The following is a 13,123-nucleotide window of genomic DNA, read 5'->3' on the forward strand; positions in this document are numbered from 1 at the left end:
TAGCGTTATTGAGCTAAGCTAGTCAATAATTTACGGTTAACTCAGCAGGCTTTTATCAACATTCCAAGGAAGTAATGCCTCAAGCTTTTCGACACTATCTGCATAGGGTAGTGCTTTTAGGACGATTCTAAGATAATCATAAGGCTCTAAATCATTGGCTTTAGCGGTTTCAATGAGGCTGTAATAAGTGGCGCTGGCATAGGCACCTTGTGGTGTATCTGCAAACATCCAATTTTTTCGACCAACAGCAAAGGGGCGGATAGCATTTTCTGCTTTGATATTGCTGATGGGGAGTATTCCTGATTCACAATAGACGACCAGTTTATCCCATTGATTATCAAGGTAAGTAAAGGCCTGACCAATTTTGCCGTCCTTGGGTACTTTGTCTTTATGTTTATCTAACCATTTCCGGATATTGTCTAATTGTGGTTTAGCGTGCTTTTGTCTGATTTGATATTTTTGTTGAATATCCAGCCCTTTTATATCTTTTTCTATGCGATATAGCTTGGCAATCATATTGAGAGCAATGGTCGCTTTGCTGACGTTGCCCGTTTGACTTGTATGTTGAGGCTCAGCTTTTTTGGCCTCTACAAATTTACGGCGAGCATGATCCCAACACCCAAGTCGCGTAATACTATTCTCTTGACATACCGCATCGTAAGCCGCATAACCATCTGTCTGTAAGTAGCCTTGATAGCCTTCAAACAGTCGCAGGGGCACCTCCTTTTCGCGAGAGGCATCATAAGTAAATAATACGGCTGGTTGTTCTGGTGGACCACCGAGTGTCACCCACATATATTTATTGGATGTAGGTGAACGACCAGGCTCTTTTAATACCTGGATGCGGGTCTCATCGGCTTGAATAAGTTCATATACCAGTTGGTGGTCTCGCAGTAGATTGATTAATGGCTGCAATGGCCGAGCGAGCTTAATTAACCAGTTCGCCATCGTCGTTCGGGTAACGCTTCCTCCGTAGCGGTTAAAGATACCTTCTAAACGATGTAAAGGAAGCGCATCCATGTATTTGGCAACAATGATATAAGCAAGCATACCAGTACTTGCTACCGATTTGGGTAAGGGATGCTGAGGTTGTAGGGCTGACTTGATTGTGCGTTGCGCGTTATCATCTTCAAATACGGCTTTTTCTTGCAAGTATTCCAGGACACGCACTTTGGCTGGGATAATATCCAGCTCCTCTTTCACTTTGACAAAAAAAGTATCAAGTGCCCCCGCTTTATCTTCTTCACTGAGTGTGAGGTAGATTTGCTCTCTTGGAATAGCAGGTGACAACCCTTTCCGGCCACCCTTTTTCTTGGGCGGTTGTGGCTTACTCTCTTCTCCATCAGCCGTGTTAGCCTGTTGCTCAAGCTGCTCTGCTTCATTAAACAACTCTCCTTGAGCAGTATTTTTTTCACTGCTGGGTCCAAATCGGCGGTGACGTTCTAAACGTAAATACTCCTCTAATATGGCAATGCGCTTTTGCTGCTCTTCAATAATATGGCATTTTTGATCAATAAGCCGTTTATTATCAGCGATAATGGCTTCTTTTTCTTGGAGCAAACTACTGAGTTCTTCTACATAAGAAGAGGAGAATTGCTGACTAGTAGAGGCGATATTTTTGGGTAATTTCATCGTAGATAAATTATACCCAATTAACGCCTGAAACTCACGCCTTAAAGATTAAAAACACGACTCATAATGCAGTTTTTTATGGGGTACCATTTTATTGATATCGTACCCATCCAGTAGCCAATTTATTTGCTCACCTGATAGGGTAATCAGTGACTCTGTCCGCTTAGGCCATTTAAATTTTTCCTCAACTAAACTTTTATAATACAGAACAAACCCATTGTTTTCCCAAAACAAACATTTAATTTTATTACGCTTTTTATTGGTAAAAGCATAGAGGTGTCCTTCATAAGGGTTATGCCCTAACTCTAGCTCAACAATCGCGGCTAACCCTTGGTAGGACTTACGAAAATCGATAGGAGGACGATAAAGGTAAACGGCTGTTAATGACGCTGAAGGACGCATAATCAATGTCATCACAGTACCTTCAATAGCGCTTGGACAATTTCTATATTCGACAGCTGTATACCCGTCAAACAAACTCCATTGGGAAACTGAAGTGTTAGGTTGGGGGGAGTGTTATTGTCTTTTATTTGGCTCTCTTCGCTCATTGTCACAGGGACAAAGTTAGAGGGAGCTAGTGTAGCGGCTTGTGGAACGTCGGCGTGTTCAAACTTACGATACCAATAACTTAATTGGTTAGTTTTTAAATTGTGTTGCTCACAATACGCTTTTTGAGTGAGGTTGGATTGCTTCCATGCTTGAATATGTTTATACCACTTATTTTGAAGGGCTGTATGTGTTGCCATAATTGACTCCTCTGAACAATGAGCCCATTATGAACCACTAGAATATTTATCAAAGTACGCGGGTTATTTGGCGCTTACAGACATGGCGCATTCCTTGCGTTGTACTTTTATCAAACAGAAGTATTGAATCTAACTAACATATTAGGCTATTTTTTAGTCAAACCACCTATCAATAAAGAGTTCTTTGCAACAAATGACAAAAAGAAAGTATTGATACCAATAAGAAAAAGCTCCAACAAAGACTAAATACAATAAAATTGTTCATCAATTAGACACAAAATCTCATCATCAATTCAGGTACCTATAAATTGGCAGTGAGTTTACCGTGATTGAAACTAACCTTCTTAAGTAATATTTTTCGCAAACTGAAATACTTCGGGTACAGACTAACCTCACAGAAGACTCGTGCACTTAGCCCACTCACGACTTATTTATTAAACAGAACCTGCTTTTGCTATACGTTATTTCATTGATTGTCCCTTATTACAAATAGGTACAATATAAGAGATATTTTATGGAAGGCACTGTGTTTCTGCTTTATGAAAACTTAAAATGAAATATACTAGAAACACATATTTTTCCGTTTATTTTTCATGCACAACCAACTTCATTGAGTGAGTCACCAATAAAACATCAATTACTACCCAGTTAATTTTTGAAAACCCCACAGAAGTGACACCATAGTACTCTTTCTGTAAATAACAATCTGCTTACTTAATTAGCTGATTTAATTATTGTATTAATTAAATTTGTCAGCCCACAAAAAGGACCAACTACATCATATTATTTATTAATGATCATTAAACAACTATTTTCCCAGCTTACTGCCGTTTTATATAACCAAACAATTGACCTATATTCCAAGTTACTTAACTCTTAATAGGCGAACCCTTAAATAAAAGTAAATTATTACTCATTAAAATAGTTATTACTCACATATTTGTTTTTTTTCATATTTACAAAAAAATCCAATTTACTGGTTTTAATCATCATTTTAATTAGGTACCATTACCCTGCCAATTACCCCTGAGTACGCTGTACAGGATAATAATTAATAACTTAATAACGTTGAATTTCGGCTTATGCGTACTAGTTTTACCCTTGTTTGGGATTAGCAGTTGGTTGCTAACTTGCCGAATTACAAACGAGAAATGGAGATTTCAATGACCCAATTAAAAAAAACGCTTTTAGCTTCTGCTGTTTGTTTAATGACTGCAGCTACATCTTCAGCGCTTTCAGCAGCGACAGTTGTTGATGATTCAGTTCATTTAGATTTATCTCAAGTCACTATTAAAAGCATCCAAAGCTCTGGTAATGGGTGTCCAAATGGCACTGTTTCCAGCACGGTTGCACCCGATGGAAAGTCTTTCGTTTTAGGTTTTGATGAATATATTGCTGAAGCAGGACCTGGTATTCCAAGAAGAGAAAACCGCAAGGTTTGTAACTTAACTGTCGTGCTCAAAATTCCTAATGGCTATGCTTATACAATAGCTGATGTTAACTATCGTGGCTATGCTGACCTGGACCGCAACGTTGAAGCAATGCAAAAGTCAACTTATTTCTTTGCAGGCAATCCAAGAGAAGCAGCTCTCCGTTCTAACTTTAGAGGCCCTATTTCTAAAGATTACACCATCAGTGACCGCCTAGGTATCAACAGCCTGGTCTGGTCATCTTGTAATGCCACTGCGCCTGTTGTTATTAAGACTGAAATTAAAGTAGATAATAAGCAGGCTAGAAGAAGTAGCGGCTTAATTACTACTGATACTATCGACGGCAAACTGACTCATCGTTATGGCTTAATGTTCAGAAAGTGCTAATTTTATCTAGCTAAAAAACAACAGCTGGATAGTTTACTTAGTTGTAGCTATCCGGTTTTTTATTAATAATAAACTTAAAATAACGCGATGCTCGACTTTTAATAACTTGAAATGACAAACCCTAACCCCATCCTAAGTTTGCGAAAACAGGGATATCAAGGAAAGGGAATGTCACTGGAAGAGTTTATCATAACTACTTATTGTTGGGTCGATGATGTTTTAACTGATTTATTAAAACAACGGCGATTACGTCAGCGAGGAATTAAGCCCTCACTGTCGGATGCAGAAGTCATTACCATGGAGTTAATTGGTGAATTTCAAGGCCTTGATGCTGATACCGCTATCTGGAAATACTTCAAAGAGCATTGGAAAGCGTATTTTCCAGGCATAGGCTCAAGAAGCCAGTTTGCTAAACAAGCTGCTAATTTATGGGCGATAAAACAACAATTACAAAAGCAAGTAACAGCTGAGCTGGGTACTATTAATGATCCTATACATGTTGTCGATGGTTTTCCTTTGCCTGTTAGCCACTTTAAACGTGCAAGAAATTGCCGCCGCTTTAAAGAAGAGGCTGAGTATGGCTATTGTGCATCCAAGGGGGAAACCTATTATGGCTTTGAAGGGCACCTCATTATTGACTTTCATGGAGCCATAGCAGGATTTACATTAACCCCAGCAAGTGATGGCGAAAGGGAAGCTGTATGGGAGTTAACAGAAGGTATGCCGTCAGGCATGTTGTTAGGGGATAAAGGTTATTTGGGGGCTGAATTTAAAGCTGAATTGTTAGAGTTAAAATCGCTTCAGCTAGAAACCCCGGTTAGAGATAACATGATTGATCCTTTACCCAAATCCTGGAGGAGCCAGCTTAATCGGTTACGACGACGAGTTGAGACAACCATTGGTCAGCTAGTAGAGAGGTTTAATATTCAACGGACCAAAGGCAGAACCCTGTGGAGTTTGACTAATCGAATGACCCGCAAGCTGTTATCGCACAGCTTATGTGTATTATTTAATAGGAACCAAGGCAATGCTCCACTACAGTTATCTAAATTAATAGGCTGAAAAGTCGAGCATTGCGTTAAAATAATAGCTGCTCATCAAAAAAAATGGCAAGCAGCTTTTCAAGTAAAGATAGTTTGCTAATTATTTTGTAATTGGTGTTCGATGTCACTTAACTGGTTAACCATATCCTGCTGAGTGTAGTCAATTTCTGAAACAGTTTTTAAAACTTTTTCTAAATTATAATTAATTTCATACAATTGACGACTGATTTCACGGGCTTGCCGATCGTTAATATCCGCTGCTACACGGTTATGCCTGCCAGGGTTTACTTGCAAGCTAATGACCATTTGAAAGTCACGATATATCACTCGCTGGCCATGTTGCTGAGTTTGTCCTGGTGCTAATATTGTTTGTCCAGATAACAGCTCAAGTAAAAACAAGTCTTCTGGTAAACCACTTTGCTGGTTAACTGGCTGAGGAAACTGGCCAGGTTGGCAATGCTGAGAAATTTGATGATACTGCTGTATAGGTATTTGCACATAAGTCTGTTGTTTTTGATTAACTTCCCCTGTTTGAGCAGTTTGTTGTACCTTAACAGGATTACCTGATTGATCAACGGTTTGCTGCCATTGCTGTTGTTGTAAATCAACACAGTATACATCAGTTGCATGAGCGTTTTGATACCCCAAAGTGGCGGCTGAAATAGCGATAAAAAATAATTTTATTTTCATTATTTAGGTCCTTCTAAACCATTGTTAGAATGAGATTTCACTATAAAACATTATTCTACAATTTGTAAATACAGTCTTGTAAACACACTCTTTAAAAGAGCCTACTTTTACTATAATGCTTAACTTGCTAGCAATTGATTGATATAGCTCAATAGATACCTACATCAAATATACCCTTCGCGAATGATTTTTAGGGTTTGTTGTCGTCGCTGACCACCATGGATGGTGGGAATGCAGTTTAAGCAGGAGCATTTATAAAAATATAAACTCATAGGGCTTCATCACTCGACGGCCGCCCCTAAAAACCATTCGCTTTGGCTATAGCTATAGTAAAAGTAAAATTTTTTTATTTTTTAAATGGCTGTCGTTTCCTATAAGCCAAAGTACGCCATAACCACTCGGCTGGGCCATAGTAAAAATGCTTTACCCACCAGTTTGACCAAACAAACAAGATAGTCCATACAACCAGTACGATAAAAAATAATATCGTTAAACTAAGTTGGCCGTAAAAACCAAAACCATTAAAAAATAAAGTACAAATTAATGACTGCAACAAATAATTGCTAAAAGCTAACTGGCCCACTGGGATTAAATAACGGTGCAACCAGCTTGCCCTGTTCAGTTTATGGCTGATCAACAAGGGTGCAGCCCAACAAAAAGCCACTAGTGGTGCAGCACTATTTAATAATAAATAGCCAATACTTAAGGTGCTAACAGGTTCCCAGTTCGATTGTTCAATATAAATCAAACTGGCCAAAGTAATGGGTAGCCCTACTAATAGAGCCAAGCAAATTAACCCAATATAAACGCGATTAGCTGCTTCTGCAGTAAAAACTCCTGTTTTAAAGCAAGCCATGCCTAGCATCATTAATCCTACAACTGTTGGAATAATGAAAATACCCATATATAAGTAGGTAATGAATAGCTCATCCAATCGGGCCATCAACTGTAATGAGTAATCACCTGTAAAAGTGGCCTGATCTTCTGCAATAGCCGTAGGAGTTGGTTGCCAATAAGTGTTGAGCCAATCATCCAGCTCTGCTGGTGATTCTTCAAGTGCGGTATAAGTGGCATGATCCAAACCCAATACCATCACAATAATGATTACACCCACTGTTAACAGTTTACGAGTAGACCAATAGCGACATGAAAACACTAACAAACCGCTGATAGCATAAATAAGCAGAATATCACCACTCCAAATAAAAACGCCATGAATGAGTCCAAACACCCCCAACCAAAGCATTCGCCATTTATGAATATCCCATGCATTGACTTGCTTTGCTTCCAATCGCTGGGTTTGCAAAACAACGCCTGCACCGAACATCATGGCAAATAAGCTAATAAACTTTACATTAAATAAGATAAAACTAATTTTCCATAACCAGATATCCACCCCCGTCAACGGACCTAATGCATGGGGATTTAAATAGGCTGCATCATGCTGTCCAAATGATTGAATATTCATCAACAAAATACCCAACACCGCTAATCCTCGCAGACTATCAAGCGAACTAAATCGCTGCGTTGTTAATTGGTGTTGATCTGTCATATGGCTTTCACCTTTCAGTACAGGGTATAAAGTAGCTAGAATAACCATTTTAATAAGGGGATAGTAACATTTGCTTGAGTATGAACCCTTCAAGCAAACGTCAATAGGCCCTAAAAGTGTTAGACTATTTTTATAGTGTGTTTTTCTGATGAGGTTAATGATGATCCAGCATTGTAGACTACCCCAGTACCTTTGCATCATCCTACTAGTAGTTATCACTCAACTAGGATCAGCAGCAGAGGTAGGAGGTTTAAACAACGCTACAAAGGCCTCTTCAGATTCCGTTGAGCAGCTTTATGAAAGTCGCCCTAGCACTCCACAACAAGTGTCAGGTTATGTCGCACCTTTAGATGACCAACAAGCCCGAGCTCTGCTCATTAAAAGCTTATCAACACAAGCGACAGCCGATGCAAAAAAACAAAATGTGTTATCTGGATTTCAGCAAAAACAGCGTTTAAAAGCCTCATTAAAACGGCTTCATCAACAGCTCAACGATGCCCGAGTGATATTTTACAGTTTATTCTTAAAAGCCAGTGGTGATCAAGGATGGTCAGGGGTTCTCTGGCTGGCCGTGATCTTTTTAACTATGTGTGCTATTGGCTGGGTGGCTGAGAAGTTAATGGGGCGCAAATTACATATGTTAAACCAGCGTATCTCTCTTCAAGAGACTCACCAGTGGACCACTTTGTTGGGATATTTTTCCCTAAGAACCTTGTTCGATTTGATTAGCATTGGCTTTTTTGCTGCTGCAGGTAGCCTTACTGCAGCTATATTTTTCGACCTGCCTAATGATATGGAAACGACATTATTCAATTACTTTTTTGCACTGATTAATTTTAGAGTAATTTATGTCTTATCAAGGGCACTGTTTGCTCCTTATAGTAAGGGCATTCGTCCATTGCCATTACATTGTAATGATGCCCGAAAGTTCCACCATTGGGTATTGCTGTTTACTGCCATATATGTGTTTGGCATTTATACATCAGACCTCTGGTTTGAGCTGGGCATGCCACTTGAGCTACAGCGTTTTTTAACCGTCACCTGTGTTGGCTTGAGTTTAGCGAGTATTTTGCTGTTATTTACCTGGCTAAACCGAAAACTCATCGCTAGTTTATTCAGTGATCAGTCTGCCTCTGCTGAGGTAGTAGAACAAACGACAGAAGAAAACCAACCACCTCCTAGTCAACCACATACATCATTACCTAAACAGTTAATCAGTCAAGCTTGGCCGTTCTTATTTACTTTATGGATTGCCTTACTTTGGTTTGTATGGGCATTTAATTTCTTTTTAGATAACGAAGCTCTTTACCGGCGTGTCGACTTAGCTTGGTGGCTAACCCTATTATTTCCCATTGCAGACCGTTTATTTCATAAGCTTCTGACGAAAATTGTCACTATTAAGTGGTTACAAAGCCGTTCATTTCCTGAACGCTCTCATCACTTTATTCATGTAATTCAAACTGGCTTTCGAACCCTATTATTTGGTACAGCAATCGTTGCATTAGCAGAAGCCTGGGGCTTTGGCGCCTTATCCATTATTAATACGGAAGTTGGCCAACGAATTATTTCTGCTGGCCTAGATATTTTAATTACCCTGTTAATCGCTTACATTTTATGGGAGATTATTCACTCCACCATCGAACGCCAGCTGCCAGAACCACCCGAAAGTGACGGAACCAGTTTAGAAGGTGAAGGTGGCGGCGCTGGAGCTAGCCGTGTAGAAACACTGCTGCCTTTGTTGCGTACCTTTTTATTAGCCATCATTGTTGTGTCAGTCATTATTTCAATTTTACACTCACTCGGCGTACAAATTGGCCCTTTGCTCGCCGGTGCAGGGGTTGTAGGTATTGCCATTGGGTTCGGTGCACAAAAGTTGGTACAAGATATTATTTCCGGTATTTTTTTCTTATGGGACGATGCCTTTCGGCGCGGTGAATATATCGAAGCAGGAGGTTTACGTGGCACAGTGGAGCATATTTCGGTGCGCTCTATGCGACTAAGACACCATTTAGGTGCAGTACAAACCTTGCCGTATAGCGAAATCGCCACTGTCAAAAATTTAAGCCGTGACTGGATTACCATGAAGTTAGAACTTCGCCTACCCTACGATACTGACATTGAAAAAGTAAGAAAAATCATCAAAAAAGTGGGCCAAAAAATGATGGATGATGATGAAATGGGCCCCAATATGATTTTACCCTTAAAGTCTCAAGGGGTAATGCGAGTAGAAGAGTCTGCTCTGATTATTCGCATGAAATTTACCTGCAAGCCGGGAGAACAGTGGGTAATTCGTCGCGAAGCCTATCGTCGGGTAAAAGAAGCCCTAGAAACAAATGGCATTCATTTTGCCCATCGTGAGGTTAAAGTCGCGCTACCCAAAGAACTTGAAGAGAAACTTGTTGGTAATCAAAATAATGATTCAACCACTCCAATTACATTACAAAAAGCAGCTGCCGCTGCAGCCGACAGTATTATTGCTTCAGATGAGCTAAAAAAACAGAACCGCATTGATGATGAAAAAGCAGACGATCTTGGCAGTGATGAAGGATCAGCTTAAAGCTGATTCTTCATCAAATGATATATTAGTCAGGAAATACCACTGTTTTGTTATGATGTAAAAACACTCTATTTTCACAGTGGTACTTAACTGCTCTGGCCAGAGTAAGACACTCAATGTCTTTACCTTTTTCAGCCAGCTCAGCTGGATAATGGGTATGATCTACCGTTTCAACACCTTGGGTAATAATGGGGCCTTCATCTAACGCATTACTCACATAATGCGCGGTTGCACCCACTAGTTTTACCCCTTTCGCAAAGGCTTGATGATAAGGTTTGGCACCTTTAAAACCGGGTAATAATGAGTGATGAATATTGATGGCCCAACCATTTAGCTTGTCACACATTGCAGACGACAACACTTGCATATAACGCGCCAGCACCACTAACTCTGCCTGGGTTTGCTGAATCACTTCCCACACTTTCGCTTCTTGCTGTGGCTTGGTTTCTGCTGTAATAGGAAAGTGGTAATAAGGGATTTGATGCCACTCTGCTAACCCTTTCAAGTCAGGATGGTTAGAGATTATTGCGGGAATTTCTATATTTAAGTGGCCCGTTCGGTAACGATAAAGCAAGTCGTTTAAACAATGATCATACTTCGACACCATAATTAATACTTTTGGTATATGATCAGGCTCATGTAACTGCCATACCATATTAAATGGCTTTGCTCGCTCATTTAACTGAGATTTAAATGCTTCTACATCAATAGCATCACCTTTATCATGACAAAATGCAGCCCGTAAAAAAAACTGCTGGCAAGCTGTATCATCGAAGCTATGCATATCTTTAATATAACAGCCCTGCTGATATAAAAAGTGCGTAATGACATCAACCGTACCCAAACGACTGAGGCAAGTAGCTGTTAATATATAGGTAGCGTTATCAACCATTGTTACCTTACTTTTTATAATAGATTGACCAAATGATGATTATGGTCAGCTAAGCCCGTTTCCTGTTACTTCAAAACGACTAAAGTAGAGCTAAATTATCCAGCCGCTCAGTTTCATTTCCTATCGTCGGTATTTTTACTGAAAAAAGTCGCTTTTAACTATGTTACTACAAGTGTATTACGCCAGAATCAGCCGAAGCATATTCTAATAAATGGTAGTTATATAGTGGATTATATAGTTAAAAAACAGTACATTAGGCCTTTCTTATATCCTCATCACTGCCCTGATACCCGCTCCCCTCCATAAAAAATAATGCGAACTAATAACCATCTCTGCTGCTTAATTAATGTCTCAACCAAAATATAACGATAAATATAAAAAGGGGATTAACCCATGGTATCAACTCAGGGCTTTTTTAGAGGGACTGACCCCACCTCCTCAACAATCTCTTTCCTTACCATTCTGCTTTTTGTGATTAGTGGTGTACTGATAACAGATACCATAGCTAGTTGGTTTGGTGCAATGTCCAGCTGGATACTTAGCTACTTTAAATGGTATTACATCGGTTTAGTTGCTTGCTTACTATTTTTTTGCTTTTGGTTAATTGCTAGCCCTTATGGTCAAATTAAACTGGGTGATAATGAAGAACAGCCAGAGTATAGCTATTTTGCCTGGTTTGCTATGCTGTTCAGCGCCGGGATGGGCATTGGTTTAGTTTTCTGGTCTATTGCCGAGCCTATTTATCACTTTCAAGGTAACCCATTTATTTCAGAGCCACTGACACCGGAAGCCGCAGAAGTTGCCATGCGATTGACCTATTTCCATTGGGGATTACACCCATGGGCTATTTACGTGGTCGTTGGCTTATCATTGGCTTTCTTCAGCTACCGTAAAAAACTACCTCTTGCAATTCGATCCGCCCTTCACCCATTAATTGGTGATCGTTTGTATGGCCCATGGGGGCATTTAGTTGACGTGCTAGCTGTATTTGCTACTGTTTTTGGAGTGGCCACTTCCATGGGCTTGGGGATATCTCAAATGAATGCTGGTTTACACCACATGTTTGGGGTAGATATTTCAACCACTAACCAGCTTATTCTCATTACCATAGTCACCGCTATTGCCACTTTATCGACCGTCACAGGTGTTGGCAAAGGTATTAAATGGCTTTCAAGCATTAATCTTTGGCTTACTTTTATTATTATGGGGTTCTTATTACTGTATGGTCCCACTCGCTATTTACTAAATAGCTTTTTACAAAGTACTGGTGACTACCTGGCAAATGTTATTCCTCTCAGCTTATGGACAGATGCCGAAAGCCAAGCCAGCAGCTGGCAAAATAGCTGGACTGCTTTTTATTGGGGTTGGTGGATTGCATGGGCGCCTTTTGTTGGTATGTTCATCGCTCGTATATCTCGTGGCAGAACCATCAGAGAGTTTGTTGTTGGCGTTTTATTAGTACCAACACTACTTGGTTTTATTTGGTTAACTCTATTTGGAAGTACAGCTTTATCACTTGAGCTATTCCATCAAGTAAAAAATGAAGCGGGTGAAATAGTTGCAGCAGTGGGTCAAGCTGGTATTGTTGATGCAGTTAAAACCGATGTCACTTCAGCACTTTACACAACATTGGAAACACTAGATAACGGCACTGTAGGTTGGGCAGCTACGTTTGTTGCCACTTTATTAATTGCCACTTACTTTATCACCTCAGCCGACTCTGGCACATTAGTCGTTGCTACTATTTTATCTCATGGTAACCCCCACCCTGCTACTATCCATCGAGTTATTTGGGGAATCGGTGAAGGTGCTGTTGCTGCCGTATTATTATTAGCGGGAGGTTTAAAGGCATTGCAAACCGCTTCTATTAATGTTGCTTTACCTTTTTCAGTAGTCATCATTGTTATGATGTGGGGATTAGTAAAAGCATTAAAAGCAGAACACCAACAAACCTTGATGCAGACTTTGCCAGTCAAAAGTGCTTAAGATAAAACATAAGTATCCTATATAAAACCTAAGGGGCTAACTGGCCCCTTTTTAATCAGACTCTTTACCATCATACGACTGAAACCTTCTGAAGAACATCCTGTTATTCCCCATCCATTCATTTTACAATACCTGCCTTGAAATAATCCAGTAACAAATCTTACTAACCTTCATTTACTCTATTAGCAAAGCAAGTAGTTGCCTTTGT

Annotated in this window: 10 protein-coding genes; 4 read left to right on the forward strand and 6 right to left on the reverse strand. The window is 39.8% G+C overall.

All coding sequences use genetic code 11. From position 1 onward, the window contains the following. Positions 1-36: 36 nt before the first annotated feature. Genes tnpC through tnpA form a run of 3 tightly spaced genes read right to left on the reverse strand, consistent with a single transcriptional unit; the run spans position 37 to position 2,378 of the window. Entirely contained in the window at positions 37-1,632 is a 1,596-nt protein-coding gene (gene tnpC / locus OQE68_RS00075; RefSeq protein ID WP_266195398.1) for an IS66 family transposase, read from the reverse strand. Positions 1,633-1,680: 48 nt separating this feature from the next. Then, positions 1,681-2,046, reverse strand: coding sequence for an IS66 family insertion sequence element accessory protein TnpB (tnpB, locus tag OQE68_RS00080; protein WP_180571953.1), 366 nt, complete (start codon positions 2,044-2,046; stop codon positions 1,681-1,683). Beyond that, complete coding sequence (tnpA, locus tag OQE68_RS00085; protein ID WP_266195399.1) at positions 2,046-2,378, reverse strand: IS66 family insertion sequence element accessory protein TnpA; 333 nt, start codon at positions 2,376-2,378, stop codon at positions 2,046-2,048. The genes tnpB and tnpA overlap by 1 nt, the downstream gene beginning before the upstream one ends. Positions 2,379-3,541: 1,163 nt before the next feature. On the opposite strand from tnpA, the gene OQE68_RS00090 reads away from it, so the two are divergent. Both OQE68_RS00090 and OQE68_RS00095 read left to right on the forward strand, forming a co-directional pair. Next, on the forward strand, positions 3,542-4,195 hold the full coding sequence (locus OQE68_RS00090) for a DUF4360 domain-containing protein (protein WP_180571846.1): 654 nt from the start codon (positions 3,542-3,544) through the stop codon (positions 4,193-4,195). A 168-nt stretch (positions 4,196-4,363) separates the two neighbouring features. Next, the gene (locus tag OQE68_RS00095) at positions 4,364-5,257 is read left to right on the forward strand and encodes an IS982 family transposase (protein ID WP_266195400.1); all 894 of its coding nucleotides are present in this window, start codon (positions 4,364-4,366) and stop codon (positions 5,255-5,257) included. 77 nt (positions 5,258-5,334) lie between these two features. On the opposite strand, the gene OQE68_RS00100 is transcribed toward OQE68_RS00095, so the two are convergent. Together OQE68_RS00100 and OQE68_RS00105 are read right to left on the reverse strand one after the other, a co-directional pair. After that, positions 5,335-5,928, reverse strand: a complete 594-nt coding sequence (locus OQE68_RS00100; protein ID WP_180571467.1) for a hypothetical protein — start codon at positions 5,926-5,928, stop codon at positions 5,335-5,337. 346 nt (positions 5,929-6,274) lie between these two features. Beyond that, on the reverse strand, positions 6,275-7,480 hold the full coding sequence (locus OQE68_RS00105; RefSeq protein ID WP_180571466.1) for a DUF418 domain-containing protein: 1,206 nt from the start codon (positions 7,478-7,480) through the stop codon (positions 6,275-6,277). Positions 7,481-7,637: 157 nt separating this feature from the next. On the opposite strand from OQE68_RS00105, the gene OQE68_RS00110 reads away from it, so the two are divergent. Continuing rightward, positions 7,638-10,037 (forward strand): mechanosensitive ion channel family protein, encoded by a 2,400-nt coding sequence (locus tag OQE68_RS00110; protein ID WP_180571465.1) that lies wholly within the window; start codon positions 7,638-7,640, stop codon positions 10,035-10,037. Positions 10,038-10,062: 25 nt separating this feature from the next. Here the strand turns inward: OQE68_RS00110 and purU are convergent, their stop codons facing one another. After that, entirely contained in the window at positions 10,063-10,929 is an 867-nt protein-coding gene (gene purU / locus OQE68_RS00115; RefSeq protein WP_180571464.1) for a formyltetrahydrofolate deformylase, read from the reverse strand. 393 nt (positions 10,930-11,322) lie between these two features. Here purU and OQE68_RS00120 point away from each other — a divergent pair, with 393 nt between their 5' ends. Further along, complete coding sequence (locus OQE68_RS00120; RefSeq protein ID WP_180571463.1) at positions 11,323-12,915, forward strand: BCCT family transporter; 1,593 nt, start codon at positions 11,323-11,325, stop codon at positions 12,913-12,915. Positions 12,916-13,123 lie beyond the last annotated feature (208 nt).

Source organism: Spartinivicinus marinus (assembly GCF_026309355.1).
Taxonomy (GTDB): domain Bacteria; phylum Pseudomonadota; class Gammaproteobacteria; order Pseudomonadales; family Zooshikellaceae; genus Spartinivicinus; species Spartinivicinus marinus.